The sequence below is a fragment of the Ensifer adhaerens genome (assembly GCF_000697965.2).
GTDB lineage: Bacteria > Pseudomonadota > Alphaproteobacteria > Rhizobiales > Rhizobiaceae > Ensifer > Ensifer adhaerens.
Map to the genome: position 1 here is coordinate 3,874,366 of NZ_CP015880.1, position 25,758 is coordinate 3,900,123.

Genomic DNA, 25,758 nt, shown 5'->3' on the forward strand with positions numbered 1-25,758 from the left:
GTAGATGAAGAGTGGGCCCGTCAGGACCCGCTCTTTTTTATTAGCCGGTCCGATGAGGAGATGATCGTTTGTCCGATACGACAACGGCTGAAAATGCAAATGAACCCCGCCTGATCACCGAAACCGGTCTCGACCAGCGCGTCGCCGACATCATCGAGCCGGTGATCGTGCCGATGGGCTACCAGCTCGTGCGGGTGCGCATGTCGGGCCAGAACGGCATGACGCTGCAGATCATGGCAGAGCGCACCGACGGCACCATGACCGTCGAGGACTGCGAAGAGATCTCCAAGGCCATTTCGCCGGTGCTCGATGTGGAAGATCCGATCGACAAGGCGTATCATCTCGAAGTGTCGTCGCCGGGCATCGACCGCCCGATGGTGCGCAAGTCCGACTTCTTCCGCTGGCAGGGTCACCTGCTGAAATGCGAGACGTCGGTTCTGGTCGATGGCCGCAAGCGGTTCCGCGGCAAGATCGTTTCTGTCGATGACGACGGTTTCCGGCTTGAGCGCGACCAGGTGGCCTATGGCGAGGAGCCCGTCGTCGTGATCCCGTTCACCACGCTTTCCGAAGCGCGGCTGATCCTGACCGACGATCTGATCCGCGATGCGCTGACGGCCGACAAGAAGGCCAAGGCTGCGCGTGCCGCGAACGAGAATTTCGAAGACGAAGATTCACCTATTGAGGAATAAGTCGGGCGGAGCTTGAAAGCCCCCTGCAACCCAACGGAGACAAGACATGGCAGTCAGTGCTAACCGGCTCGAGCTTCTGCAGATCGCGGATGCTGTCGCGCGTGAAAAGGTGATCGACCGCGAGATCGTTCTGGCCGCGATGGCCGACGCGATCCAGAAGGCCGCCCGCTCGCGCTATGGGTCGGAATCGAACATCCGCGCCGACATCAACTCCAAGACTGGCGAAATCCGCCTGCAGCGTCTTCTGGAAGTGGTCGAGAAGGCTGACGACTACTCCACGCAGATCCCGCTCGAGCTTGCTCGCGATCGCAATCCGGACGCCAAGCTCGGTGACTTCATCGCCGACCCGCTGCCGCCGATGGATTTTGGCCGCATCGCCGCCCAGTCGGCCAAGCAGGTCATAGTGCAGAAGGTGCGTGAAGCCGAGCGCGACCGTCAGTTCGACGAGTTCAAGGATCGCGTCGGCGAGATCGTCAACGGCACGGTCAAGCGCGTCGAATACGGCAACGTCATCGTCGACCTCGGCCGTGGCGAAGGCATCATCCGTCGCGACGAGATGATCCCGCGCGAAAACATGCGCTACGGCGATCGCGTCCGCTCCTTCGTCTACGACGTTCGCCGCGAACAGCGCGGCCCGCAGATCTTCCTGTCGCGTACCCATCCGCAGTTCATGGTGAAGCTCTTCACCATGGAAGTGCCTGAAATTTACGACGGCATCATCCAGATCAAGTCGGTTGCCCGCGACCCGGGTTCGCGCGCCAAGATCGCGGTCGTCTCCAACGATAGCTCGATCGATCCGGTCGGCGCCTGCGTCGGTATGCGCGGTTCGCGCGTTCAGGCCGTCGTTGGCGAGTTGCAGGGCGAAAAGATCGACATCATTCCGTGGTCGCAGGATCCGGCATCGTTCATCGTCAACGCGCTGCAGCCGGCCGAAGTCGCCAAGGTCGTTCTCGACGAAGACGCCGAGCGCATCGAAGTGGTCGTTCCCGACGAGCAGCTGTCGCTCGCCATCGGCCGACGCGGCCAGAACGTTCGCCTCGCTTCGCAGCTGACCGGCTGGGATATCGACATCCTGACCGAGCAGGAAGAGAGCGAACGCCGCCAGAAGGAATTCACCGAGCGCACCAACCTCTTCATGGATGCGCTCGACGTCGACGAAATGGTCGGTCAGGTGCTGGCTTCGGAAGGCTTTGCCGCCGTCGAGGAGCTTGCCTATGTCGATCTCGACGAAATTGCGTCGATCGACGGTTTCGACGACGAGACCGCCAACGAAATCCAGACCCGCGCTCGCGAGTACCTGGACCGGATCGAGGCGGAAATGGATGCCAAGCGCCGCGAACTCGGCGTTGCCGACGAACTGCGCTCAATCGACGGCCTGACGAGCCAGATGCTCGTTGCGCTGGGCGAAGAAGGCATCAAGACGGTCGAGGACTTTGCTGGTTGCGCCGCTGACGATCTCGTCGGCTGGAGCGAACGCAAGGACGGCGAGACCAAGCGTTTCGAAGGCACCTTCTCGAAGTTCGACGTCTCGCGCGCCGAAGCCGAAGCCATGATCGTTCAGGCCCGCCTCGCAGCCGGCTGGATCACGCAAGAGGACCTGGCAAGCGAAGAGGTCGAAGGTGAAGAGCCGATCGACGTTGCCGAAGGCGCCGAGCAGGACGCTTAAGGACGATGATCGCCTCTGATCATGCCGACAGCCTGCCTTCGGACGCCCTGCCCACGGATGGGGGGCCGAAGGATCGCAACGGCAGCACGCGGACCTGCATCGTCACCCGTGAAAGCGGTTCGCCAGACGAGTTGATCCGCTTCGTGGCTGGGCCAGACGGTCGCGTCGTTCCCGATCTGAAGCGTCAGCTTCCGGGGCGCGGCTGCTGGGTCAAGGCCGAGCGGGCGCTGATTGAGAAGGCGGTGGCGAAGAAGTTCTTCGCCCGCGCCCTGAAGGCGGACGTCAAGGCCGACGCGACGCTCGCCGACGATGTCGACCGGCTGCTCGCCGAGCAACTGGCCGGAATGATGAACATGGCGCGCAAGGCGGCCCAGTTCATCTCCGGCGCAACGAAGACGGAGCAGGCCGTCAGGGGACTGGCGGCACTCGCCGTGTTTCACGCGTCCGACGCTGCGGCCGACGGCGTGCGCAAGATAGACCAGGCCCGCAAGGCGATGAGCTTTGTGGCCGACGATGAAATGGAAATACCTTCGTTCCGTCCCTTCACCGGGGCGGAAATGGAGGGCCTTTTAGGAAGTAATGCTTTTATCCATGCCGCAGCGCTTGCAGGGCAGGCGGGTGAAGGTGTAGTGAAGCGCGCAATCATGCTCGAAAAGTACCGAGGATCCGTCCCGGTCCGGGCCGACGGCGGCGCTGGCAAGCCACAGCAATGACCCGCGTCACCGGCACAGTCTGGCATCGCGTACATTGTTTGAGACAATTTGGAAGACAGGGTCAGGTGATACGCATCCGGCCCTGATCGCTAGGAACGGAACGGAATGACCGACAACAACGACGACAAGACAGGCAGCGCAGCGGGCAAGAAGACGCTGACCCTGAAGCCCCACGGGGTTTCGCAGGGGACCGTGCGTCAGGACATGGGCCGTGGCCGCACCAAGGCGGTCGTGGTCGAAACCAAGAAACGCCCCTTCCACCGCCCCAAGGACGAGCGTCCGATCACACCGGTTGCTGCAGCTCCCGCTGCGCGCCCGGCCGATCAGCGCCCGGCTCAGCCGCAGCCTTCGGGTCGCCCGGCACCGCAGCCGCAGCAGCATTCGACGCGTCAGGAAGCCAACCAGGCCAATCGTCCGCGCGTCGGTGTCGTTCTGAACCAGCTATCCGCCGGTGAGATCGATGCGCGCCGCCGTGCTCTGGCCGAAGCCCAGATCCGGGACGCCGAAGAAGCGGTCATCCGCGCTGAGAACGAAGCACGCCGCAAGCGTGAGGAAGAAGCGCGTCTCCAGCAGGAGAAGGAAGAAGCCGCACGCCGCGCTGCCGAGGAAGCAGCCCGCGCGGCGGCCGAGCCCGAAGCCAAAGCCGAAGTTAAGGCCGCAGAGGTTGTTGAAGAGCGCCCCGTGGCTGCTCGCGCACCGGCTTCCACCGAGCGTCGCGTTGACAGCCGCCCGCAGGCAGGACGGCCCGCCGACCAGGCAGGTGGACTTCCGACCCCGGCTCCGGCCGGCGCACTGCGCGGCCGTAAGGTCGACAACGAAAAGGATGACGATCGTGGTCCGCGTCCCGGCGCAGGTCCGGCGCGCGGCAAGGTCGTGCGTCCCGAGCCTGCCAAGGTTCCGGCCCGCCCGAAGGGCGACGACGGCCGCCGCCAGGGCAAGCTGACACTGACCACCGCTGCCGACGAGGATAGCGGCCAGCGCGCCCGTTCGCTGTCGGCCATGCGTCGCCGCCAGGAGAAGTTCAAGCGCAGCCAGATGCAGGAAACCCGCGAGAAGATTTCGCGCGAAGTCATCCTGCCCGAGACCATCACCATTCAGGAGCTGTCGCAGCGCATGTCTGAGCGCGCCGTTGACGTCATCAAGTTCCTGATGAAGGAAGGTCAGATGATGAAGCCCGGCGATCTGATCGATGCCGACCTGGCCGAACTCATCGCCGGCGAATTCGGCCACACGGTCAAGCGCGTTTCGGAATCCGACGTCGAAGAGGGCATCTTCAACGTTTCGGACACGGACGAAGAAATGGAACCGCGTCCGCCGATCGTCACGATCATGGGTCACGTCGACCACGGCAAGACCTCGCTGCTCGATGCGATCCGCCACGCCAACGTGGTGGCCGGCGAAGCCGGTGGCATCACCCAGCACATCGGCGCCTACCAGGTCGAGCAGAACGGCAACAAGATCACCTTCATCGACACCCCCGGCCACGCGGCGTTCACCGCCATGCGTGCTCGCGGTGCCCAGGCGACCGATATCGCGATCCTGGTGGTTGCGGCTGACGACAGCGTGATGCCGCAGACGATCGAATCGATCAACCACGCCAAGGCGGCCGGTGTTCCGATCATCGTGGCGATCAACAAGGTCGACAAGCCGTCGGCAAATCCGCAGAAGGTTCGCACCGAACTGCTGCAGCACGAAGTCTTCGTCGAATCCATGGGCGGTGAAGTCCTCGACGTGGAAGTGTCCGCCAAGAACGGCACCAACCTCGACAAGCTGCTCGAAGCGATCCTGCTTCAGGCGGAAATCCTCGACCTGCGCGCCAATCCGAACCGGACGGCCGAAGGTACGGTCGTGGAAGCCGAGCTTGACCGCGGTCGCGGTGCGGTTGCCACCGTCCTCGTTCAGAAGGGCACGTTGCGTCCGGGTCAGATCATCGTCGCCGGTGATCAGTGGGGCCGTGTGCGCGCGCTCGTCAACGACAAGGGCGAACACGTCAAGGAAGCCGGTCCGTCCATGCCGGTCGAGGTTCTCGGCCTGTCCGGTACGCCGGCAGCCGGCGACAAGTTCGCCGTCGTCGAGAACGAAAGCCGTGCTCGCGAGATCTCCGAGTACCGCCAGCGTCTCGCCCGTGAGAAGCAGGTTGCCCGTCAGTCCGGCTCGCGCGGTTCGCTCGAGCAGATGATGACCCAGCTCCAGACCTCCGGTCTCAAGGAGTTCCCGCTGGTCATCAAGGGCGACGTGCAGGGTTCGATCGAAGCGATCGCCGGTGCTCTCGACAAGCTCGGAACCGACGAAGTGCGTGCGCGCATCGTGCATTCGGGTGCCGGCGGTATCACCGAGTCCGATATCTCGCTCGCCGAGGCATCGAACGCCGCGATCATCGGCTTCAACGTCCGCGCCAACTCGCAGGCCCGTTCGGCCGCCGAGCGTGCCGGCATCGAAATCCGCTACTACAACATCATCTACGATCTGGTAGATGACGTGAAGGCGGCGATGTCGGGCCTGCTCTCGCCGGAGCGTCGCGAAACCTTCCTCGGCAACGCCGAGATCCTGGAGGTGTTCAACATCACCAAGGTCGGCAAGGTCGCGGGTTGCCGCGTCACCGAAGGCAAGGTCGAGCGTGGCGTCGGTGTCCGTCTGGTTCGCGACAACGTCGTTATCCACGAAGGCAAGCTCAAGACCCTCAAGCGCTTCAAGGACGAAGTCTCGGAAGTCAATGTCGGTCAGGAATGCGGCATGGCCTTCGAGAACTACGAAGACATCCGCGCCGGCGATACGATCGAGTGCTTCCGCGTCGAGCATATCACCCGGACGCTCTAATGGGCCTGAAAGCCCGGCAAATCTGCACAACGGCGGCCCTGGCCGCTGTTGTGTCGTTTTGGTGGACGCCGGTCTTCGCGGAAGTCTGCGACAAGATCTATCCCGAATGGGATGGTCAGAAATTCTCGGTTCTCAACGAGGTGGCCGCTTTTCTGACCAATTGGGTCGGCCTGGCGGCGCTTTTCTGTCTGGTTACCGGTTCAGCGGTTTTGCGCCTTCGGGCGCTGCTTTGGGTCGGGAGCCTTCTCGGCGGCCTCCTCCTCCTGGTGGCCATCATGTCCTGGGGAGATGCCGAGCACCAGGTATGGCAGTCGGCCATCAATGAGGGTTGCGCACATCCGCAGTTCGAACTGATCCAATTGCTGTCCGCGCTCGTGTTGACGGCTACGGGCGTCTTTCTGGGACTGCGTCGAAGAAAGCGGGCGCAGGCAATCAGAGCTACCCGTGCCTGAGGCACGGAAGGTATATTACGCTGAAGAGTAAAACGGTTTGCCGCCCCGAGCGGGCGCAATACCTTGGAAAGCAACGACCATGAGCAAAGCCACATCCTCTGCCCCCTCACAGCGCATGCTGCGCGTCGGCGAACAGGTGCGCGCTGCCATCACCCAGGTTCTGCAACGCGGCGAGGTCCGCGATCCGGTGATCGAGAAGACCGTCATCGCGATTTCGGAAGTGCGCATGTCACCGGATCTGAAGATCGCCACGGCCTATGTCACGCCGCTTGGCGTGCCCAACCATGCCGAGGTCATCGACGCGCTCAACCGCAATGCCAAGTACATTCGCGGCCGCCTCGGCCCGCAGCTGCGACAGATGAAATACATGCCCGACGTTCGTTTCCGCGACGATACGAGCTTCGACAATTACAAGAAGATCGACGAGCTCTTGCGTTCGCCGGAAGTTAGCCGCGATCTCGACCAGACCAGCGAAGACGAAGAATAGTAGATTTCATGTCCAAACCGCGTAAGCCCAAGGGCCGCCCGATCTCGGGCTGGCTGATCCTCGACAAGCCGCTCGACTTCGGCTCCACCGAAGCTGTCTCGAAGATCAAGTGGCTGTTCAAGGCCCAGAAGGCCGGCCATGCCGGCACGCTCGATCCGCTGGCCTCCGGCATGTTGCCGATCGCGCTTGGCGATGCGACGAAGACCGTTCCTTACGTCATGGACGGCCGCAAGATCTACGAATTCACCGTCGCCTGGGGCGAGGAACGCTCCACCGACGATCTCGAAGGCGAAGTAACCCATTCCTCGGCCGAACGGCCGAACGAAGAGGCAATCCGCGCGCTTCTGCCGAAATACACCGGCGTCATCAGCCAGGTGCCGCCGCAGTTCTCGGCGATCAAGATCGATGGCGAGCGCGCCTATGATCTCGCCCGCGACGGCGAGACGGTCGAAATCCCGGCCCGCGAGGTCGAGGTCCACCGGCTGACTCTGCTGGGTGCCGCACCCAACCTGGCCCACTTCGAAATCGAATGTGGCAAGGGCACTTATGTGCGCTCACTCGCCCGCGACATGGGCCGCGACCTCGGCTGTTTCGGCCACATCGCGTCGCTGCGCCGCACCTTCGTCGCGCCCTTCGGCGAAGAGGACATGGTGCCGCTTGCCGACCTGGTGGCGTTGGAAAAGATCGAGGACGACCAGGAACGTCTGGCGGCACTCGATGCCTATCTGATCGAGACCGGCGAGGCGCTTTCCAGCCTGCCGCACGTGCCTGTCAATGACGACCAGGCGCACCGTCTGAGGATGGGCAATCCCATTATCCTGCGCGGCCGCGACGCACCGCTGGCGACGCCCGAGGCCTATGCCACGGCGCGCGGCAAGCTGGTCGCGATCGGTGAGATCGCCGAGGGCGAATTCCGCCCCAAGCGCGTCTTCGCCGGAAGCTAAGCACCCGGAACCATTTGCCTTTGCTTTATCCTTGACGCATGATCCCGGCATGGGTTCCCAGTCCATCCGAGGTGATTCCGTTTCCGTATCGCGTTTCGTTGCCGTTTGGCGGTTGCGCCGCTTGCGGCGGCGTGCGCCGAAGGCGTTGATGCCGCCGACAGGGAACCGCAAGGGACGTTGCAGGTGACCGGTGTGACGGAGGAAGGAAAGCGCAGGGCAAGCGATGGCCTGGCGGCGATGGTTGATCGCGCCCGTCATCGGCTGACCCGCCCGTTCAGTTTCTATCTGACGTCGCTGCTGCTGGTCGCCATCGTTCCGGCCTTCATCTTCTCGCTGGTCGTGCTGAAGCGCAGCGTCGACGCGCAGGAACAGGTCATCACCTCGCTGCTGCAGGCCTCGACCGGATCGGTGACGCGCATCGTCGAGCGCGATATCGAGGGCATGTTGACGACGCTGAAGGTGCTGTCGACCTCGCGGGCGATTGAGGACGACAATTTGCAAGCCTTCTACGAGAGAGCCTCGACGGCGCTCGCGCAGACGGATTCCTACCTGATCGTCATGGATCGCAAGCACGAGCAGCGGCTTAACACCCGCGTCCCCTTCGGCACTGAGCTTGGCAAGGGGTCGGATGCGGACTCCATCGAGCGCGCCTTCACCAATAGCGGCGCGCCGCTCGTCTCCAACGTCTTCTTCGGCAAGACCGCCGGAAAATGGGTGTTCAACGTTTATCTGCCGGCAAAACTCTCGACCGGTGAGGAGTATCTGCTGGCGTTGACGCAGAACGCCGAGAACATGGCCAAGGCCGTCAACCGCGATACGCTGTCGCCTGGTTGGAACGCGGCCCTCGTCGACGGCGCGGGAAAGGTCATCATCTCCTCGGACGCGGCGGTCAAGGCCGGGGAGCCGTTCTTCCTCGACAAGGTTCCGGCGATCAGCATCGGCGTTCGCAACATCAAGGAGAACGGCACGGAGTACCGGGTGGCGACCGAATTCTCGGTGATCACCGGCTGGCGGATCATCGCCTGGGCACCGCGGGCGATCGTCGATGCTCCGGCCGTCTGGTCGTTCCTGTGGCTTTCGCTCGGCGGCATCATCTTTGCCGGCATCGCGATCGCCGGTTCGCTGGCAATCGCGCGGCTGTTGTCGCAGGGCGTCAAGCTCGTGGCGCAGGATGCCCGCCGCCTTGGCGCCGGCGAGCGGATCGAGCCGCGCCCGCATATGATCGCCGAGGTCGAACAGGTCTCGGCAGCTCTGGCCCGTGCGGCGGCCGCGCGCACCAAGGCGGAGAGCGAAATCCGTTTCTTGATGCGCGAGGTGGCGCACCGCTCGAAGAACCAGCTGACGGTGATCCAGTCCATGCTGAACCAGTCGGTCTATTCGGCCGAGAGTGCCGCTGATTTCGCCGACAGTTTCCGCAAGCGCATCGCCGGGCTCGCCCGCTCCACCGACCTTATGATCGCCAACGCCGCCCAAGGGGTCGATTTCCGGGAACTGGCCCAGAACCAGCTTCAGCCATTCACGCCTGACGATCCGAGGCGGGTGATCCTGTCCGGCCCGCCTTTGCGGCTCGAGACCCAGATCGCCCAGACACTCGGCATGGCGCTGCACGAGCTCGCGACCAATGCGACCAAATATGGCGCGCTCGCCAACACCTCAGGCGTCGTCAAGCTGAGCTGGTCGCTGGAGGATGAGGGCATTGCCATACGCTGGCGGGAGGAGGGGGCCGATCTCGCGGGCAAGCCCTCAGATCCGATCCGCAAGGGGTTTGGCACGCTCGTGCTCGAACGCATGCTCGGCATGGCCCTGAATGCGGGGCTCGAGCGGATGATGCATGCCGACGGCATCGAGTGGCGGATCACCGTGCCGCGACCGGCCGAAGGGGATGACGTGCCATGACCTGCCGCCGTCACTTTTTCTCCCTCGATCGGGGCCGAACTCCTCCCGATCGCGGCCGAATGAAATCGCCGCCGATGCACCCGTTCCCGACCGGCAATTGAGGCCTTCCGCCGGCCCTCCCGGGCGCCGGTCCATGACCCTTTCCTTTTTCATCCAATTCGTTTATAGGCACGCCAGCAAAAGGCGCATGCCCGTTGCATTCACGGCCGCAGCTGGACGACATCCCGGCTGACGGCGTCCCGAAATCCTCGAAATCGAAAGGATCATCCGATGTCGATTGCTGCAGAGCGTAAGGCTCAGCTCATCAAGGAATTTGCAACCGTTGAAGGCGACACCGGTTCTCCGGAAGTCCAGGTTGCTATCCTGACGGAACGGATCAACAACCTGACCGAACACTTCAAGGGCCACAAGAAGGATAACCATTCCCGCCGTGGTCTGCTCGCGATGGTTTCCAGCCGTCGTTCGCTCCTCGACTATCTGAAGAAGAAAGACGAAGCGCGCTACACCAAGCTGATCGGTGCCCTGGGCATCCGTCGCTAAGCGACTTATCCGGCGGGTCTTTGCGGCCCGCCGGCTTTTTTATGGAGCGTTGAACGCTCGACGATTAAACTCTCCAGCCGCATAGGAAACGTGGCTAAACGAGAGAATCCAGCGAGCCGGATGGGCCGGTATCGCGGATCAACCGATGGCCCGTCATGGGGCAGGATTGCAGGATGCTTCGGCCCCTGCTTGTCGGAAACGCCGCTGAAAGCGGATGGTCGGGCAAAGCGGAAAACAGCCGATTATAGCGTGAAGCCTCCCGTTGTCTTGCCCGTGATGCGCCATTTCATGCGGCCCTTCGACCGCCCGCGCTGTAACAGCCGCGGAGAGGTCCGCCGCACACGAAGGACAGAACATGTTCGATACCCACAAGGTTGAAATCGAATGGGCTGGGCGTCCGCTCAAGCTCGAAACCGGCAAGATCGCCCGTCAGGCTGACGGCGCCGTTCTCGCCACCTACGGCGAAACCGTCGTTCTCGCCACCGTCGTTTCGGCCAAGTCGCCGAAGCCGGGCCAGGACTTCTTCCCGCTGACCGTCAACTACCAGGAAAAGACCTACGCCGCCGGCAAGATCCCGGGTGGCTACTTCAAGCGCGAAGGTCGTCCGAGCGAAAACGAAACGCTCGTCTCGCGCCTGATCGACCGTCCGATCCGTCCGCTCTTCCCCGATGGCTACAAGAACGACACCCAGGTCATCGTCACGGTCATGCAGCATGACCTCGAAAACAACCCCGACGTCCTGTCGATGGTCGCCGCTTCTGCAGCGCTGACGCTGTCGGGCATCCCCTTCATGGGCCCGATCGGTGGCGCGCGCGTCGGCTACATCAACGGCCAGTACGTTCTGAACCCGCATCTCGACGAGATGGACGAATCGACCCTCGACCTCGTCGTCGCCGGCACCCAGGAAGCGGTGCTGATGGTCGAATCTGAAGCCAAGGAACTGCCGGAAGACGTCATGCTCGGCGCCGTCGTCTTCGGTCAGAAGGGCTTCCAGCCGGTCATCGACGCCATCATCAAGCTCGCTGAAGTCGCTGCCAAGGAGCCGCGCGAATTCGAAGCCGAAGATCATTCCGCTCTCGAAAACGCCATGCTCTCGCTTGCCGAAGACGAGCTGCGCAACGCCTACAAGATCACCGAGAAGGCTGCCCGTTACGCTGCCGTCGACGCCGTCAAGGCCAAGGTGAAGGCACACTTCCTGCCTGAGGGCATCGAGAACCCAGCCCATTCGGCCGAAGAAATCGGCGCCGTCTTCAAGCACCTGCAGGCCAAGATCGTTCGCTGGAACATCCTCGACACCAAGAGCCGCATCGACGGCCGCGATCTGGAAACCGTTCGCCCGATCGTGTCGGAAGTCGGCGTTCTGCCGCGCACCCACGGTTCGGCGCTGTTCACCCGCGGCGAAACGCAGGCGATCGTCGTTGCCACGCTCGGCACCGGCGAAGACGAACAGTACGTCGACAGCCTGACCGGCATGTACAAAGAACGCTTCATGCTGCACTACAACTTCCCGCCCTTCTCGGTCGGCGAAACCGGCCGCATGGGCTCCCCGGGCCGCCGCGAAATCGGTCACGGCAAGCTCGCCTGGCGCGCTATCCGCCCGATGCTCCCGGAAGCCGAGCAGTTCCCCTATACGCTGCGCGTCGTTTCCGAGATCACCGAGTCCAACGGCTCGTCCTCGATGGCCACCGTCTGCGGCACCTCGCTCGCTCTCATGGACGCCGGCGTTCCGCTCGCAAAGCCGGTTGCCGGTATCGCCATGGGCCTGATCAAGGAAGATGAGCGCTTCGCCGTTCTCTCCGACATTCTCGGCGACGAAGACCACCTCGGCGACATGGACTTCAAGGTTGCCGGTACCGACGCCGGCATCACCTCGCTCCAGATGGACATCAAGATCGAGGGCATCACCGAAGAGATCATGGGCATCGCGCTCAACCAGGCCAAGGGCGGCCGTCTCCACATCCTCGGCGAAATGGCCAAGGCCATTTCCGAAAGCCGTGGCCAGCTCGGCGAGTTCGCCCCGCGCATCGAAGTCATGAACATTCCGGTCGACAAGATCCGCGAAGTCATCGGTTCGGGTGGCAAGGTCATCCGCGAAATCGTCGAAAAGACCGGCGCCAAGATCAACATCGAAGACGATGGCACCGTGAAGATCGCCTCCTCGTCCGGCAAGGAAATCGAAGCGGCCCGCAAGTGGATCCACTCGATCGTTGCCGAACCGGAAGTCGGCCAGGTCTACGAAGGTACCGTTGTGAAGACCGCCGACTTCGGCGCCTTCGTCAACTTCTTCGGTGCCCGTGACGGTCTCGTCCACATCTCGCAGCTCGCCTCCGAGCGCGTCGCCAAGACGACCGACGTCGTCAAGGAAGGCGACAAGGTCTGGGTCAAGCTCATGGGCTTCGACGAGCGCGGCAAGGTTCGCCTGTCGATGAAGGTCGTCGACCAAGCCACCGGCAAGGAAATCGTTGCCGAAAAGTCTGAAAAGAAGGGCGACGGCGAAGCCGCTGAATAAGCGCGCTTCACCCGAATGCATTCGGGGCGCGGGGCGGATCGCTCCGCGCCCCTTTCTTGTAGGAAGATGACGGATAGACCGATGAGCCGAGATTCGTTGAAGACCCTGTTTTACCCGTTCGACAGCGGCGTGATCGACCCGCCGGGCGAGAGCGAGCGCGTGCTGTTCCTCGGCGCCGAGGCGGGCTACAGGCTGCCGCAGGGCTTCGAGGCGTCGATCTCGGCGGTGCAGCCGCTGCGGCCGCTCTATCGCGCCCTGGAAGCCGCCCGCGCCGACGTGGCGCCTGAAATCACCGGCGAGGACTACGACGTCACGCTGATCCTCTGCGGCAAGCACAAGGGCGAGAACGAAGACCGGATCGCCGAGGCGCTGAAGCGCACGCGCGAGGGCGGTCTGATCGTCGTTGCCGGCGGCAAGGAAGACGGCATCCAGTCGCTGAAGAAGCGCATCGCCAAGTTCGAATGGGACGGCGACCATCTGCCGAAGTATCACGGCGTCGCCTTCTGGTTCACCCGCCCGGAAGATGTCACCGACGCAGTGCAAAAGCTTGCCAAGGTGCCGGTACGCGTCGACGGTCTGTTCGAGGCGTCGCCCGGCATGTTCTCGCACGACCGCATCGATGCCGGCTCCGAGCTGCTGGCGTCGCGTCTGCCGAACGATTTCCATGGCCACGCCGCCGATTTCGGCGCTGGCTGGGGCTATCTCGCAGCCAAGCTTGCTGAAGCGTCACCGGGCACCAAGGGGGTCGATCTCTTCGAGGCCGATCACGAGGCGCTCGAGGCGGCCCGCGTCAACATGATGGCAAACGCGCCTCGCATGCCGGCCCGTTTCTACTGGTTCGACTTGACGAGCGAAGAGCCGCGCGACAAGTACGACCTCATCGTCATGAACCCGCCCTTCCATGAAGGCCACGCGGCTGAGCCGTCGCTCGGCGTCGCCATCATCAAGACGGCGCTGAAGGCGCTGAAGCAGGGTGGCAAGCTGATGATGGTCGCCAATCGTGGCCTTCCCTACGAGCAGGTGCTGGCGGAAAATTCCAAGGAATATGGCGAGACCTGCCGCAACGCCCGATTCAAGGTGCTCTGGGCCAAGCGCTGAGACGCCGCAGGACGCATTTTGCGCCATCCGAGAATGGAAAAAGCCGGGCAGATGACCCGGCTTTTTTGCATCTGGCTGCAAGTCAGAGTTAGCCCGTTGCCTTCGTCGCAGATCCGGCTCACCATGTGCCCGGTTTTACTGCCGGAGGATGAGTTCCATGACGTCGGGAGTGAACAGGCCGCCCTTGAGCGAGGATGCGGCCGAAGCTATTGCCAAGGACATCAAGCAGGGCGAGGGACATGGCGCGACCTCCGAGGTGCCCATGTCGTTCTTGCAGAGCCTCTATCGCTCGCCGCTTGACCCGGCACGCCGGACCCATACGGGCTTCGTCGTGCTGGCGGTCATCGTGGCTCTGCTCGTGCTGTTCGTCCTGATTTGAGCTTGCCGGCAAAAGGCAGGCGGACCGGCGCGCCTCAACCGCGCCTTCTCGCAACGACCAATACCCCCGCAAGGACGGCGCAGAGCAGGCCGAGTGACAACGGCAACCCGTGGTGTCCCGTCACTTGCATGACAAGGCCCGTTGCTGGCGAGCCAACCATGCCGCCGAGGCCCCAGGCGAAGGCAAAGGCGGCGTTGCCGGCGATCAGGGTCAGGCCGCTGAATCGCTCGCCGAGCTGGATCAGCGACAGGGTATAGATCCCGAACGTCACCCCGCCCCAGACGAAAACAAGCGGCCAGATGAGCCAGTTTTCGAACAGCCATGGCAGCAGCAGGCAGCCGGCCAGGGAGGAAAGCACGCAGAACAGCATCGTCTGCCTCGATCCCCTGCGTTCGGAGAGGCGCCCGAGCAGGATCTGCAACGACGCGTTGCCGGCAATGAAGCAGGTGATGAGCGGCGCGACGCGCTCCTCATTGCTGCCAAGCGCTGCGCCATAGACCGCAAGCAGCGAAAGCAGGGTCTGCTCGAAGGCCGCAGCCGTTGCGACTGCAAACAGCAACAAAGGCGCTAGCGCGAAAAACCCGGCGACGGACGTTGCTTCCCCATCCTGCGGCATCTCCGGCAGGCGCGACACCAGGGCAAGCAAGATCAGGCCGCAGGCGACAAAGGCCACGATGCCGATCAGGAACGGCGACCAGCCCGCCGTTCCGACCATCCCGAGCGACAGCGGCCCTATGGCGAAACCGGCTGAAACGACGGAGGAATAGAGACCCATGATGCGGCCCCGGCGGGACGCGGGCGTAATGGCCACCAGCCAGGTCTCGCTGATCACGGAAAGCGGATTGGCGAAGACGCCCAGCAGAAAGCGAAGCGGCATCCAGGCCCAGACGTCGTCAGTCCACGCAATGGCGGCAAGCGTGCTGGCGGCCAGCACCGAACAGAGGATCGCGTGCCGGGCACCGCCCAGCCGCCGCGAAAGCATCGGGATCAGAGGCGCCGACAGGATGAACCCCAGCGGCGTCATGGCCGCCGACAGGCCGATCAGGGCGGGTGCGGTTCGCTGCCGCTCCAGGATGAAGCTGAGCAGCGGATAGGTGAGCCCTTGCGCCACCGCAAAGACGGTAACGGTGGCGATGATACCCGCCATCGCCGCCCAGGGGGCTTGATCCTCGCGGAACGTCGTGATCACCTCGCCAAGGGTCGGCGCCGGTGGCGGTCGCTGGTCCGATGTCATTGCGCGGCTCACCTCAAAGCACTTGCCAGAAGGGCCTGGCGAGCTCCTCCTCGACTTGACGTCGCGTCAGGCCGATATCGTCGATCAGATGCGGATCGCCCTTGAGCTTTCGATCGAGTTCTAGGTGAAATTGGTTCCGTTCACGCCAGGCGGCGACCATCCGTTTCAGCGTCTCGACAGGGGAATGCGAAAGCGTCGGGCTCCTCGGCGCCTCAGGCGCCGCGGCCTGAGGCGATGCAATGGGAGAAAAGGGGGCGTTGTTCATGACAACCTCGCTATCGGCTTTGAGGGTCGGGGGGACCCTCGATCTGAAGGAGGTTGGATTCTGCGGAATAGGATCGGTGCCGTACTTAAGCCCTTCCAAAAAGTTCTCAAAAACTTCCAAACGGGCTATAGATCGCCGCATGCAGGATACACGGTTTGCCTTTGGTCCGTTCGTGCTTGATCCGGGTGCGGGAACGCTCCTGCGGAACGATGATCCGGTTGCGGTCGGGCATCGCGGCGTGAAGCTGCTTGCGGCGCTCGTGGAAAGGCCGGGCGAAATCCTCGCCAAGACCGAGCTGATGGACGCGGCCTGGCCTGGTACGGCCGTCGAGGAAGGCAATCTCACCGTACAGATCGCACAGCTCAGGAAGCTGCTCGGCCGGGCTGCCGACGGCGGCGAGTGGATTTCAACGGTTCCGCGCATCGGCTACCGTTTCATGGGCAGTATCGAGCGGCTGGCAGGCGGGCGAAAGCCGCTGCCGTTGCCGGGCCGGCCTTCGATCGCGGTGCTGCCCTTCGTCAATCTCAGCAACGATCCCGATCAGGATTCCTTCGCGGACGGGCTGACGGAGGATCTGATCACCGATCTCTCCCGGAGCGGTGGTCTGTTCGTCATCGCCCGCAATTCCACCTTTGCCTACAAGGGCAGGGCGATGGATGTACGCGCGATCGCCGAAGACCTCGGCGTGCGCTACCTCCTGGAAGGAAGCGCAAGGCGCGCCTCCGGACGCGTACGCATCAACGCCCAGCTGGTCGATGCGCTGAGCGGAGAGCACCTCTGGGCAGAACGCTTCGACCGCAACCTGGAAGACATCTTTGCCGTTCAGGACGAGGTGACGGCCAAGATCGTCGAGGCGTTGCTCGGTCGGCTGCGCACCCCGCCGTCACGCAATCGCCCCAGGAGCCTCGAGGCCTATGATCTCTGCGTTCGGGCGCGCAAGCTGATCGACGATTCGCCGCAGACCGCCCGGGAAGCGCATCTGATGCTCACTCGCGCCGTTTCGCTCGACCCTGATTATGCCGAGGCCTATCGCTGGCTCGCCATGAACCACTGGATGGGGTGGGTGCACTGGGGCGAGCCGATCGTACCGACCCGCGGCATCGCCCTGGATCTGGCGCGCAAAGCCGTCGCGATCGATCCCAACGACGCCGGTTGCCGCTGGGTGCTGGCCAATCTGCTTGCCTATGAGCGCAACTTCGCCGAGGCCGACGCGGAATTTGCCAGGGCCATCGAGCTTGACCCGAACGAAGCCGACACCTGGGCGACATTGTCCGACATCACGATCCTGGCAGGCCGGGTCGAGGAAGGGCTGGAGCACATTCGCAAGGCGTTCCGGCTGAACCCCTATCCGGCAAGCTGGTACTATCTGACACTCGGCCAGGCGCAGTATGCGGCCGGAGACTACGAAGCCGCGGTCGAGACGCTGCGCAAGGACGAAACCTACCGCACCAGCTCGCGTCGCTTCCTGGCGGCGAGCCTCGCGCAATTGGGGCGGTTCGACGAGGCACGCGCCGAGGTCGACCTGTTCCTCGTCGCCAACCCGCATTTCACGACCGGTTTCTGGGCGACGACCGAGCCGTTTCGTGACGCAGCGACGCTCGCGCACTTCGTGGACGGATTCCACAAGGCCGGCCTTCCGGACTGATGTTTTCTCGGGCCGTCGGGCCCTGTCGACCTCAAAAAAGAAACCCCGGCGAGGTGTCTCTCCGGGGTTTTCTATAGAAGCTGGGTCGTCAGTCAGCGGCTTTGCCGCTGCCGTCACTCTGCGTCGGCGGTCCTGAGCGCATCGAGTGCCGGCATCGACGTAATGTTGTAGCCGGAATCGACATAGTGGATTTCGCCGGTCACGCCGCGCGAAAGGTCCGAAAGAAGGTAGAGGGCCGAGCTGCCGACGTCGTCGATCGTGACGGTGCGGCGCAGCGGCGAATTCTTCTGCTGCCAGGACAGCATCGCCCGGGCGTCGGAAATGCCGGCGCCGGCAAGCGTGCGGATCGGGCCCGCCGAGATCGCGTTGACGCGAATGCCGCGAACGCCATAGTCGGCGGCGAGATAGCGCACCGACGCCTCGAGCGCTGCCTTGGCGACACCCATGACGTTGTAGTTCGGCATGACGCGCATCGAGCCGCCATAGGTGAGCGTCAGCATCGAGCCGCCCTCATCCATCAGTTCGGCAGCCCGCTTGGCGATCTCGGTGAAGGAGAAGCAGGAGATCACCATCGTGCGGCTGAAGTTGTCGCGCGAGGTGTCGGCGTAGAGGCCCTTCAGCTCGTTCTTGTCCGAAAAGCCGATGGCATGAACGATGAAGTCGAGCTTGCCCCAGCGTTCCTTGATCGCATCGATGACCGCATCGACAGACGCAATGTCTTCGACATCGCAAGGAAGCAGGAAGTCGGAACCGAGCTCGGCCGCCAGCGGCTTGACGCGCTTACCCAGCGCCTCGCCCTGAAAGGTGAAGGCCAGTTCCGCGCCTTGCGCTGCAAGCGCCTTGGAGATGCCCCAGGCAATAGAATGGTTGTTGGCCACACCCATGATGAGGCCACGCTTTCCAGTCATCAGTCCCGTCATGGTGTTATCCGTTGTAGCGCTGGAAGACGAGCGTTGCGTTGGTGCCGCCGAAGCCGAAGGAGTTCGAAAGAACCGTATCGATCTTGGCATTGTCGATGCGCTTGCGAACGATCGGAACGCCATCGAATTCCGGATCGAGCTCGCTGATATGCGCGCTTTCGCCGATGAAGCCCGCCTGCATCATCAACAGGCCGTAGATCGATTCCTGCACGCCGGCCGCACCGAGCGAGTGACCCGTGAGCGACTTGGTCGACTGGATGTGCGGCATCTTGCTGCCGAACACTTCGCGGATCGCGCCGATTTCCTTGCTGTCGCCAACCGGGGTGGAGGTGCCGTGGGTGTTGATGTAGTCGACCTCGCCCTTCACGGTCGAGAGCGCCTGACGCATGCAGCGGATTGCGCCTTCGCCCGACGGAGCCACCATGTCGTAGCCGTCGGAGGTGGCGCCGTAGCCGACGATTTCGGCGTAGATCTTCGCGCCGCGGGCCTTGGCGTGCTCCAGTTCTTCGAGAACGAGAACGCCTGCGCCACCGGCAATAACGAAGCCGTCGCGGTTGGCGTCATAGGCGCGCGAAGCCGTCGCCGGCGTTTCGTTGTACTTCGACGACATGGCGCCCATGGCGTCGAACAGGTTGGACATGGTCCAGTCGAGGTCTTCGTGACCCCCGGCAAACATCACGTCCTGTTTGCCCCACTGGATCATCTCGGCGGCGTTGCCGATGCAATGGGCCGAGGTCGAGCAGGCCGACGAGATCGAGTAGTTGACGCCGTGGATCTGGAACCAGGTGGCAAGCGTCGCCGACGCCGTCGAAGACATCGCCTTGGGAACGGCGAACGGGCCGATGCGCTTCGGGCTGACGTTCTTGCGGGTGATGTCGGCCGCTTCAACGATGGTGCGGGTGGACGGTCCGCCCGAGCCCATAATGATACCGGTACGCTCGTTGCGGGCGATGACGGCTTCTTCCAGACCGGAGTCGGCGATCGCCTGCTTCATCGCCACGTGGTTCCAGGCGCCGCCCTGAGACAGGAAGCGCATGGCACGGCGATCGACGAGTTCGGTCGGATCGAGCGACGGCGCGCCCCAGACCTGGCACTTGAAGCCATTCTCGGCGAAATCGGGAGAAAACGTGATGCCCGACTTGGCATCGCGCAACGACGCCGTAACTTCGTCTGCATTGTTCCCGATCGAGGAAACGATGCCGAGGCCCGTGACAACAACCCGTCTCATGGTACTGACCTTTTCTTTATTTCGTTGGCTGCGGAAAGGCCTGAATTTTACTCGGCCTTATCCTTCGACAGGCCGACGCGGAGGTCGGTTGCCTGATAGATAGTCTCGCCATCGGCTTTCAGCCAGCCGTCGGCCGTGCCGAGCACGAGCCGTCCGCGCATGACGCGCTTGAAGTCGATGCCGTACTCGAGAAGCTTGGTATGGGGACGCACCATGCCCTTGAACTTCACTTCGCCGGTGGAAAGCGCCATGCCGCGGCCGGGCTCGCCGAGCCAGCCGAGGTAAAAACCGGTCAGCTGCCACATGCCATCGAGGCCGAGGCAGCCGGGCATGATCGGGTTGCCCTGGAAGTGGCAGGGAAAATACCAGTCGTCCGGCCGCACGTCGTACTCGGCGCGCAGGTAACCCTTGTCGAAGGCGCCGCCGGTCTCGGAGATTTCGGTGATGCGGTGGACCATCAGCATCGGCGGCAGCGGCAGCTGGGCATTGCCGGGGCCAAACAACTCACCACGGCCGCAGGCCAGGATTTCCTCATAGCTGAAGCTGGATTGTCTGGTCGTCATGAATAGATGTTTCCCCGCGTAACAAATTGTGTTGTCCGACCTGCTTTAGAGCAAGTTCGGCTTGAAATGAAGCGTGGCGACCCGGATCTTGCGGTTTTCCGTCCGGTCTCCATCGCTTCTGATGGCGATTTCACTCCGCCGTCGCTTACAGGATCAATGTGGGCGCGACCAGAGTTAATTGCCAGCATTCCCCGAGTTTGACCGGTTTTTCGGGCTTTGCAACGCCTGTCAGGGCTGGAATCTATTGAAAGGCGAGGACGTAAAAGTTATATCGCGGAGGAAGTATTGTGAATTTCGCCGGGATACATGGAACGACCCTTGATGACGAAAGCAACAGAAGTGAGTTCGGAAGAAAGGCTACGCCACTCAGGCCTGCGTCCGACCCGTCAACGCGTTGCCCTCGCCGATCTGATCTTTGCCAAGGGTGATCGCCACCTGACCGTCGAAGAACTGCACGAAGAGGCCGTCATGGCCGGCGTGCCAGTGTCGCTGGCGACCGTCTACAACACGCTGCACCAGTTTACCGAAGCCGGCATGATCCGCGTGCTGGCGGTGGAAAGCGCCAAGACCTATTTCGACACCAACGTGTCGGACCATCATCACTTCTTCGTCGAGGGCCAGAACGAGGTTCTCGATATTCCGGTCAGCAACATCCACATCGACAATCTGCCGGAACCGCCCGAGGGCATGGAGATCGCCCATGTCGACGTGGTCATTCGTCTGCGCCGTAAAAACGACCGCTGATCCGGCGGCCACCGTCATGGTGGCCGCGATGGCGATCGATCGCCGCTATTCCGTCACCGTCAGATTGGCGCGCATGCCGGCCTCGTAGTGTCCTTTGATGTTGCAAAGGAGCACGTAGCTGCCCGGCGCGAGCTTGGCTTTCAGCTGGCCGTCGGCTCCGGGCTTCAGCTCGGAAACCTCGCCGAGGCTCTTGAGCTGCTTTTCGTCGACCCGATGCTTGGCCGCGATGAGATTGATCTTCTGGTCGGCTGATTTCAGCTTCACCAGCACCATCTCGTGCTCTTCCGTCATGGCGTCGTTGTGCACCAGGAAGACAGTCTCTCCGGCCTTTATCGTCGACTGGTCGAGTGTCAGTGTCATCGGGCCGCCCGCTTCACCACCTTCGACGACCTTGACGGTCGTGGCGGCAAATGCCGGCGAGGCCATGCAAAGAAGGGCGAGTGCGGCAAGCTTGTTGCTGAAGAAACGCATGCGGTATCCCTTTCGCTGAAGCCGCCCGGGTGGCGGCCGACACCGCATCAACTACGATACCGGCGCTGTCCGCCGCCTGTCATAGGCACGCACGTGCGAAAGGCTCACATCACGTCGTCCGGATCGCGGCCCGGCAGCGCCTTGCCGGTCGGCAGCGTCCATCCGAACTTGAGCGCACCGGCACGCACGGCAAAGGCCGAGGCCACGCCGAGCGTTGAGGCGGCCACAAGTGGTAGTCCCGCCATCGTCGCCAGCACGTAGGCACTGGCACCGATCAGCGCTGCCGTCACATAGACTTCCGGCCGCAGCAGCACCGAGGGTTCTCCGGCCAGCAGATCGCGAAGCACGCCGCCGAACGTCGCCGTCAGCATGCCGGTAACGAGCGCGACGCTCGGCGACCCCGTCGCTGCATAGCCTTTCGCCGCACCCATCACGCAATAGGCCGACAGCCCGATCGCATCGAGCCAGACGAGGACCCGGTAGCGGGAATCGAAGAGATGGGCGGTGAAGAACAGGAGAACGGCGACCGTCGCGCAGACCAGAAGATAGGTCGGATTGGTGACCCAGAAGACGGGCGTTGCGCCGAGCACGACGTCACGCATCGTGCCGCCGCCGATGCCGGTGACCGAGGCCAGGAACAGATAGCCGATGATGTCGAGTTGCTTGCGCGAGGCCGACAGCGCCCCGGTTGCGGCAAACACGGCCACACCGGCATAGTCGAGGATTTCGAGGATCGGCATGGGCGCTCCGTTTCAGCCCGATTGGCTCCCGCAGATCATTAGCGCACCGTCGGGATGAAGTCAGGAGGCGCGCTGCCATTTGCTGCACTGGGGCGTGTCATGGTCGTCTAGCGCGGCAGCACCGTCTGAGTGCGGCCGAGCAGGTAATAGGCGACGAGCCCGGTCCATTCCTTGGCGGCCGTCGTTGTCAGCTGCGCGTTCAGTGAGGGCTGGGTGAAATCGAAGCCAAGCCGCACCTTGCCGCTGGTGCGGTAGTCGGTCGGCCAGGGCAGGACGTCGATGTCGTTGGCGCGGAACAGCCCGACGGAGCGCGGCATGTGATACGCCGAGGTGACGAGCGCACATTGCGTCAGCCCGTTTGCCGCCAGAAGATCCTTGGTGTAGCGCGCGTTCTCGAAGGTGGTGCGCGAATCTTCCTCGCGGATCACCCGATCGGCCGCAATGCCGAAGATGTCGAAGAACGCCTTCGAGGCCAGCGCATCGCCCTCGTAGGCGCCGCTGATCGAGCCATCGCCGCCGGAGACGAGGATTCGTGCTTCGGGATAGCGCTTGGCGAGGCTCGCTGTCTCGATGAAGCGGTCTGCTGCCTGGTTGAGCTCCGTGCCGCCGCGGCTTGCCATGACTTCGTTTTCGAAGGCGCCGCCGAGCACAATGATGCAGGAAAGCGCTGTCGGCGGCGTCGGGCGCACAAATCGATCCTCAAGCGCTTGCAGGGCATAGGGGCCAGCGGTGGTGAACAGGCTGACGAAAAGAACCAGCGCGCCCAGGCTGCCGAGAACGGCGCCGATGCGTCGCCAGCCGATGGCCGTCGCAAGCAGCCCGGCGATGACGGCGAGCAGCGAGAACGACAGCGGCTGCACAATGAGCCAGAAGATTTTCGAGATCAGAAACATGGCACCAGCTTCTGCGTTCCGCTGCTTAACAAATCATGAATGCATGGCGCGCGGCCGGATGTTGCGCGCGAAACGGCTGTTCGCGTTCGCGCAAGGTAACGCATGCACCATGTTCATCCGAACGTTGCGTGGGCGGCCCCGGCCACCACTTTCATTTGAAGCCGAAAGGAGTATCATCCGCGAGATGACCACGATAGCCGGCTTCCGATCGCAGCTGTTTCGTGCCGCCAACGAGGTCCATGACCTCACCCCGGTGCAGGCACAGCGTTTGCTTGAAGGCGCAGTGGCGCTGATCCGCTGCATGCGCGAGCAGACGGGCATGGAACCGAACACCGAAGCGCCGGACGTGACCAACATCCTGCTGGACATTGCCGGTTCCATACCCAAACGGTCCGAGCGCGAAATCCGCAATGCTCTGCTCGAATCCGCCGACATCATCCGGTTGCTGACGATGATCCTGGATTCGCTGGACGAAATGGCCGCGAACGAGGGTCCCTGAGGACTGGGTACTGATCAATCGAAGGAAGGTTTTGGTGGAGCTAAGCGGGATCGAACCGCTGACCTCTTGCATGCCATGCAAGCGCTCTCCCAGCTGAGCTATAGCCCCATATCGGGTTCCGGCTAGGCCGGTCCGGGAAGTTCGTCGAGCTGTTGTGCTCGGCGAGTGGCGGCTTATTACTTCCCCTTTTTGAGGATGGCAAGCCGAAAAATGCGTGGCCCGTGGATTTATTTTTTGTCCGGGCCGTTTTTCTCCCGTCCGGGCCACTTTGGCCGAGGACGGGAGCATTTCTTTGTCATTTGAAGCGCTTAGACGTCTTCTTCGTCGTCCGACACGCCAATGAGGTCGCTCATGTCGTCGTCATCGTCTTCGTCGTCGGTCTGCAGGAAGGTGTCGTCATCGTCGTCGCCGTCGATTTCGACGTCGTCGTCGCCGAGATCCGGCAGGTCGTCGCCGCCCGCTGCCTCATCATCGGCATCCTCGAGCGAAACGAGTTCGACTTCGGTGTTCTCTGCGTCGACTTCCGTTACCTCTTCTTCTTCTTCCTTCTCGAGCACCTTGGCGACCGAGGTTTCTTCGAAGAAGGACAGCGGATAGGACTTGCCGGTGTAAGGCGAAACGATCGGATCACTGTTCAGATCGTAGAATTTGCGCCCCGTTTCCGGGTCGATGCGCTTTGTTCCAAGTTCCGGTTTTGCCACAGTCAAAGCCTCTTGAATGGCCGGCCGAGCCGGCGCTTGCCGGAAAGCCGGCGGGTGGAAAGGGTATCAAGCTTATGATGATTAGCCGGTCCCCATAATCGTCTTGGCCGCATCTGTCAAAGACAAATCGCCAAAGCCCCGGCGTTGCTGGCTTTCCGGCTCTTGCCCGCCCCTTGTGGCGCTCCTCGAGCGGCCGCAATTTATGGAAACACGCAGCGAGGGTGTGATAGGAGTGCCGCGGTGCGGGCGCGGTTGTGCCCTTCGGTGAGAGCGCCCTTTCGGGCCAGAGGATGCCGCATGTCTCATGGATCGGGCCCGAGACCCGCCACTGCCCGAAAGTCCGCCGATCTGCGCGGCTCGATCCGCATCCCCGGCGACAAGTCGATCTCGCACCGGGCGCTGATGCTGGGCGGGCTTGCTAGCGGCGAGACGCGCATTACCGGCCTGCTACAAGGCGCGGACGTGCTGGCCACCGGCCGCGCGATGCAGGCGATGGGGGCCCGCATTCGTAAGGAGGCCGATACCTTTATCGTCGATGGTGTCGGCAACGGTGCACTGCTTGCGCCGGAAGCGCCGCTCGATTTCGGCAATGCTGGCACAGGCTGCCGTCTGGCGATGGGGTTGGCGGGCGTCTACGACTTCGAAACGACATTCCTTGGCGATGCTTCGCTCGGCCGCCGGCCGATGGCGCGGGTTCTCGAGCCCTTGCGTGAAATGGGCACGCAGGTGAGGGCCGCCGCAGGCGATCGCCTGCCGGTGACCCTACGCGGACCGAAGACGCCTGCCCCGATCACCTATCGCGTGCCCGTCGCCTCGGCACAGGTGAAGTCGGCGTTGCTGCTTGCCGGTCTCAACGCGCCCGGCATCACCACTGTCATCGAACCGGTCATGACGCGCGATCATACGGAACGGATGCTGGAGGCATTTGGCGCCGCGCTCTCTGTCGAGACCGACGTCAGCGGCGTCCGTACGATCCGCCTTGACGGTCGCGGCAAGCTTACCGGCCAGGAGATCGACGTGCCCGGCGATCCCTCGTCCGCGGCTTTCCCGCTGGTCGCAGCCCTGATCGTCCCAGGCTCGGACATCACGATCACCAACGTGCTGATGAACCCGACGCGCACGGGCCTGATCCTGACGCTTAAGGAGATGGGAGGGGATATCGAGGTGATCGGCAGCAGACAGGTTGGCGGGGAGGACGTGGCGGATCTGCGCGTACGGCACTCGGAACTCAGCGGTGTCACCGTTCCCGAAGAGCGCGCCGCCTCGATGATCGACGAGTACCCGGCTCTCGCCATCGCCGCCGCCTTCGCCGAGGGGAATACCGTCATGGCCGGGCTCGACGAACTGCGTGTGAAGGAGTCCGATCGCCTCGCCGCCATCGCCGCGGGCCTGAAGCGCAATGGCGTCGATTGCGAGGAGGGCGCCTCGTCGCTGGTCGTGCGCGGCCGTCGCGACGGTAAGGGGCTCGGAAGCGCTGCCGGCGCGACCGTAAACACCCATCTCGATCACCGCATCGCCATGAGCTTCCTTATTTTCGGGCTTGCATCCGAACATCCGGTCACCGTCGACGACGTGTCGATGGTCGCGACAAGCTTTCCTGAATTCATGCACCTCATGACCAGCCTCGGCGCGAGGATCGCGTGAGACCCACGATTCCGGCGGTAA

The 25,758-nt window shown here is 63.1% G+C and carries 25 protein-coding genes and 1 tRNA gene; 16 read left to right on the forward strand and 10 right to left on the reverse strand.

What is annotated here, in order from left to right; genetic code table 11:
- The first annotated feature begins 68 nt into the window (after positions 1-68).
- The 12 genes from rimP (at position 69) to FA04_RS18800 (ending at position 14,190) form a co-directional block, all read left to right on the forward strand.
- Positions 69-689 (forward strand): ribosome maturation factor RimP, encoded by a 621-nt coding sequence (gene rimP / locus FA04_RS18745; protein WP_029742361.1) that lies wholly within the window; start codon positions 69-71, stop codon positions 687-689.
- 46 nt (positions 690-735) lie between these two features.
- Entirely contained in the window at positions 736-2,355 is a 1,620-nt protein-coding gene (gene nusA / locus FA04_RS18750; protein ID WP_029742362.1) for a transcription termination factor NusA, read from the forward strand.
- A 5-nt stretch (positions 2,356-2,360) separates the two neighbouring features.
- The gene (locus FA04_RS18755; RefSeq protein ID WP_029742363.1) at positions 2,361-3,068 is read left to right on the forward strand and encodes an RNA-binding protein; all 708 of its coding nucleotides are present in this window, start codon (positions 2,361-2,363) and stop codon (positions 3,066-3,068) included.
- Between the two features lie 105 nt (positions 3,069-3,173).
- On the forward strand, positions 3,174-5,885 hold the full coding sequence (gene infB, locus FA04_RS18760) for a translation initiation factor IF-2 (RefSeq protein WP_034804758.1): 2,712 nt from the start codon (positions 3,174-3,176) through the stop codon (positions 5,883-5,885).
- Positions 5,885-6,337: a hypothetical protein gene (locus FA04_RS18765; protein WP_034804755.1), complete on the forward strand. Its 453-nt coding sequence runs from the start codon at positions 5,885-5,887 to the stop codon at positions 6,335-6,337. Before infB ends, FA04_RS18765 begins: the two co-directional genes overlap by 1 nt.
- Positions 6,338-6,416: 79 nt before the next feature.
- Positions 6,417-6,824, forward strand: a complete 408-nt coding sequence (gene rbfA, locus FA04_RS18770) for a 30S ribosome-binding factor RbfA (RefSeq protein WP_029742366.1) — start codon at positions 6,417-6,419, stop codon at positions 6,822-6,824.
- A gap of 8 nt (positions 6,825-6,832) precedes the next feature.
- Positions 6,833-7,768, forward strand: a complete 936-nt coding sequence (truB, locus tag FA04_RS18775; protein ID WP_034804752.1) for a tRNA pseudouridine(55) synthase TruB — start codon at positions 6,833-6,835, stop codon at positions 7,766-7,768.
- Positions 7,769-7,951: 183 nt separating this feature from the next.
- Positions 7,952-9,664 carry a sensor histidine kinase gene (locus FA04_RS18780; RefSeq protein WP_162251050.1) on the forward strand — a complete coding sequence of 571 codons (1,713 nt, stop codon included), beginning with the start codon at positions 7,952-7,954 and terminating at the stop codon, positions 9,662-9,664.
- Between the two features lie 270 nt (positions 9,665-9,934).
- On the forward strand, positions 9,935-10,204 hold the full coding sequence (gene rpsO / locus FA04_RS18785; protein ID WP_029742369.1) for a 30S ribosomal protein S15: 270 nt from the start codon (positions 9,935-9,937) through the stop codon (positions 10,202-10,204).
- Positions 10,205-10,559: 355 nt separating this feature from the next.
- On the forward strand, positions 10,560-12,713 hold the full coding sequence (gene pnp / locus FA04_RS18790; RefSeq protein ID WP_029742370.1) for a polyribonucleotide nucleotidyltransferase: 2,154 nt from the start codon (positions 10,560-10,562) through the stop codon (positions 12,711-12,713).
- Between the two features lie 81 nt (positions 12,714-12,794).
- The gene (locus FA04_RS18795; RefSeq protein WP_034804749.1) at positions 12,795-13,811 is read left to right on the forward strand and encodes a class I SAM-dependent methyltransferase; all 1,017 of its coding nucleotides are present in this window, start codon (positions 12,795-12,797) and stop codon (positions 13,809-13,811) included.
- Positions 13,812-13,968: 157 nt separating this feature from the next.
- Positions 13,969-14,190 (forward strand): hypothetical protein, encoded by a 222-nt coding sequence (locus FA04_RS18800; protein WP_029742372.1) that lies wholly within the window; start codon positions 13,969-13,971, stop codon positions 14,188-14,190.
- A gap of 34 nt (positions 14,191-14,224) precedes the next feature.
- Here the strand turns inward: FA04_RS18800 and FA04_RS18805 are convergent, their stop codons facing one another.
- Both FA04_RS18805 and FA04_RS35900 read right to left on the reverse strand, forming a co-directional pair.
- Positions 14,225-15,424: an MFS transporter gene (locus FA04_RS18805; RefSeq protein WP_051659695.1), complete on the reverse strand. Its 1,200-nt coding sequence runs from the start codon at positions 15,422-15,424 to the stop codon at positions 14,225-14,227.
- Between the two features lie 13 nt (positions 15,425-15,437).
- Entirely contained in the window at positions 15,438-15,689 is a 252-nt protein-coding gene (locus FA04_RS35900; RefSeq protein WP_051659694.1) for a DUF1127 domain-containing protein, read from the reverse strand.
- Between the two features lie 139 nt (positions 15,690-15,828).
- Here FA04_RS35900 and FA04_RS18815 point away from each other — a divergent pair, with 139 nt between their 5' ends.
- The gene (locus tag FA04_RS18815; protein ID WP_034804746.1) at positions 15,829-17,334 is read left to right on the forward strand and encodes a winged helix-turn-helix domain-containing tetratricopeptide repeat protein; all 1,506 of its coding nucleotides are present in this window, start codon (positions 15,829-15,831) and stop codon (positions 17,332-17,334) included.
- A 113-nt stretch (positions 17,335-17,447) separates the two neighbouring features.
- Here FA04_RS18815 and fabI read toward each other — a convergent pair whose 3' ends face one another.
- The 3 genes from fabI to fabA are packed head-to-tail and all read right to left on the reverse strand — an operon-like array spanning position 17,448 to position 20,045.
- Positions 17,448-18,254, reverse strand: coding sequence for an enoyl-ACP reductase FabI (gene fabI / locus FA04_RS18820; RefSeq protein WP_029742377.1), 807 nt, complete (start codon positions 18,252-18,254; stop codon positions 17,448-17,450).
- A 4-nt stretch (positions 18,255-18,258) separates the two neighbouring features.
- Positions 18,259-19,482 (reverse strand): beta-ketoacyl-ACP synthase I, encoded by a 1,224-nt coding sequence (gene fabB, locus FA04_RS18825; protein ID WP_029742378.1) that lies wholly within the window; start codon positions 19,480-19,482, stop codon positions 18,259-18,261.
- Between the two features lie 47 nt (positions 19,483-19,529).
- Positions 19,530-20,045 carry a 3-hydroxyacyl-[acyl-carrier-protein] dehydratase FabA gene (gene fabA, locus FA04_RS18830; protein ID WP_029742379.1) on the reverse strand — a complete coding sequence of 172 codons (516 nt, stop codon included), beginning with the start codon at positions 20,043-20,045 and terminating at the stop codon, positions 19,530-19,532.
- Positions 20,046-20,366: 321 nt separating this feature from the next.
- Here fabA and irrA point away from each other — a divergent pair, with 321 nt between their 5' ends.
- The gene (gene irrA, locus FA04_RS18835; RefSeq protein WP_029742380.1) at positions 20,367-20,789 is read left to right on the forward strand and encodes an iron response transcriptional regulator IrrA; all 423 of its coding nucleotides are present in this window, start codon (positions 20,367-20,369) and stop codon (positions 20,787-20,789) included.
- Between the two features lie 45 nt (positions 20,790-20,834).
- Here irrA and FA04_RS18840 read toward each other — a convergent pair whose 3' ends face one another.
- The 3 genes from FA04_RS18840 to FA04_RS18850 form a co-directional block, all read right to left on the reverse strand.
- Positions 20,835-21,260 carry a plastocyanin/azurin family copper-binding protein gene (locus tag FA04_RS18840; RefSeq protein ID WP_034804743.1) on the reverse strand — a complete coding sequence of 142 codons (426 nt, stop codon included), beginning with the start codon at positions 21,258-21,260 and terminating at the stop codon, positions 20,835-20,837.
- Positions 21,261-21,364: 104 nt separating this feature from the next.
- Positions 21,365-22,000 (reverse strand): trimeric intracellular cation channel family protein, encoded by a 636-nt coding sequence (locus tag FA04_RS18845; RefSeq protein WP_034804739.1) that lies wholly within the window; start codon positions 21,998-22,000, stop codon positions 21,365-21,367.
- Between the two features lie 107 nt (positions 22,001-22,107).
- Positions 22,108-22,893: a YdcF family protein gene (locus FA04_RS18850; protein ID WP_034804736.1), complete on the reverse strand. Its 786-nt coding sequence runs from the start codon at positions 22,891-22,893 to the stop codon at positions 22,108-22,110.
- Between FA04_RS18850 and FA04_RS35235 the strand changes: the two genes are divergently transcribed.
- Positions 22,862-23,392 carry a hypothetical protein gene (locus FA04_RS35235; RefSeq protein ID WP_143106248.1) on the forward strand — a complete coding sequence of 177 codons (531 nt, stop codon included), beginning with the start codon at positions 22,862-22,864 and terminating at the stop codon, positions 23,390-23,392. The genes FA04_RS18850 and FA04_RS35235 overlap by 32 nt on opposite strands.
- Positions 23,393-23,424: 32 nt before the next feature.
- Here FA04_RS35235 and FA04_RS18860 read toward each other — a convergent pair.
- Positions 23,425-23,500, reverse strand: a tRNA-Ala gene (locus tag FA04_RS18860).
- Between the two features lie 200 nt (positions 23,501-23,700).
- The gene (locus FA04_RS18865; RefSeq protein ID WP_029742385.1) at positions 23,701-24,093 is read right to left on the reverse strand and encodes a TIGR02300 family protein; all 393 of its coding nucleotides are present in this window, start codon (positions 24,091-24,093) and stop codon (positions 23,701-23,703) included.
- Between the two features lie 297 nt (positions 24,094-24,390).
- On the opposite strand from FA04_RS18865, the gene aroA reads away from it, so the two are divergent.
- Positions 24,391-25,737: a 3-phosphoshikimate 1-carboxyvinyltransferase gene (aroA, locus tag FA04_RS18870; protein ID WP_034804733.1), complete on the forward strand. Its 1,347-nt coding sequence runs from the start codon at positions 24,391-24,393 to the stop codon at positions 25,735-25,737.
- Positions 25,738-25,758: the final 21 nt, after the last annotated feature.

Bases quoted from the DNA above. Each gene is read 5' to 3' on its own strand.
- nusA (WP_029742362.1), top strand. From the start codon at position 736: ATGGCAGTCAGTGCTAACCGGCTCGAGCTTCTGCAGATCGCGGATGCT.
- FA04_RS18755 (WP_029742363.1), top strand. From the start codon at position 2,361: ATGATCGCCTCTGATCATGCCGACAGCCTGCCTTCGGACGCCCTGCCC.
- infB (WP_034804758.1), top strand. From the start codon at position 3,174: ATGACCGACAACAACGACGACAAGACAGGCAGCGCAGCGGGCAAGAAG.
- FA04_RS18765 (WP_034804755.1), top strand. From the start codon at position 5,885: ATGGGCCTGAAAGCCCGGCAAATCTGCACAACGGCGGCCCTGGCCGCT.
- rbfA (WP_029742366.1), top strand. From the start codon at position 6,417: ATGAGCAAAGCCACATCCTCTGCCCCCTCACAGCGCATGCTGCGCGTC.
- truB (WP_034804752.1), top strand. From the start codon at position 6,833: ATGTCCAAACCGCGTAAGCCCAAGGGCCGCCCGATCTCGGGCTGGCTG.
- rpsO (WP_029742369.1), top strand. From the start codon at position 9,935: ATGTCGATTGCTGCAGAGCGTAAGGCTCAGCTCATCAAGGAATTTGCA.
- pnp (WP_029742370.1), top strand. From the start codon at position 10,560: ATGTTCGATACCCACAAGGTTGAAATCGAATGGGCTGGGCGTCCGCTC.
- FA04_RS18795 (WP_034804749.1), top strand. From the start codon at position 12,795: ATGAGCCGAGATTCGTTGAAGACCCTGTTTTACCCGTTCGACAGCGGC.
- FA04_RS18800 (WP_029742372.1), top strand. From the start codon at position 13,969: ATGACGTCGGGAGTGAACAGGCCGCCCTTGAGCGAGGATGCGGCCGAA.
- FA04_RS18805 (WP_051659695.1), bottom strand. From the start codon at position 15,424: ATGACATCGGACCAGCGACCGCCACCGGCGCCGACCCTTGGCGAGGTG.
- FA04_RS35900 (WP_051659694.1), bottom strand. From the start codon at position 15,689: ATGAACAACGCCCCCTTTTCTCCCATTGCATCGCCTCAGGCCGCGGCG.
- FA04_RS18815 (WP_034804746.1), top strand. From the start codon at position 15,829: ATGCAGGATACACGGTTTGCCTTTGGTCCGTTCGTGCTTGATCCGGGT.
- fabI (WP_029742377.1), bottom strand. From the start codon at position 18,254: ATGACGGGACTGATGACTGGAAAGCGTGGCCTCATCATGGGTGTGGCC.
- fabB (WP_029742378.1), bottom strand. From the start codon at position 19,482: ATGAGACGGGTTGTTGTCACGGGCCTCGGCATCGTTTCCTCGATCGGG.
- fabA (WP_029742379.1), bottom strand. From the start codon at position 20,045: ATGACGACCAGACAATCCAGCTTCAGCTATGAGGAAATCCTGGCCTGC.
- irrA (WP_029742380.1), top strand. From the start codon at position 20,367: ATGACGAAAGCAACAGAAGTGAGTTCGGAAGAAAGGCTACGCCACTCA.
- FA04_RS18840 (WP_034804743.1), bottom strand. From the start codon at position 21,260: ATGCGTTTCTTCAGCAACAAGCTTGCCGCACTCGCCCTTCTTTGCATG.
- FA04_RS18845 (WP_034804739.1), bottom strand. From the start codon at position 22,000: ATGCCGATCCTCGAAATCCTCGACTATGCCGGTGTGGCCGTGTTTGCC.
- FA04_RS35235 (WP_143106248.1), top strand. From the start codon at position 22,862: ATGAGCCAGAAGATTTTCGAGATCAGAAACATGGCACCAGCTTCTGCG.
- FA04_RS18850 (WP_034804736.1), bottom strand. From the start codon at position 22,893: ATGTTTCTGATCTCGAAAATCTTCTGGCTCATTGTGCAGCCGCTGTCG.
- aroA (WP_034804733.1), top strand. From the start codon at position 24,391: ATGTCTCATGGATCGGGCCCGAGACCCGCCACTGCCCGAAAGTCCGCC.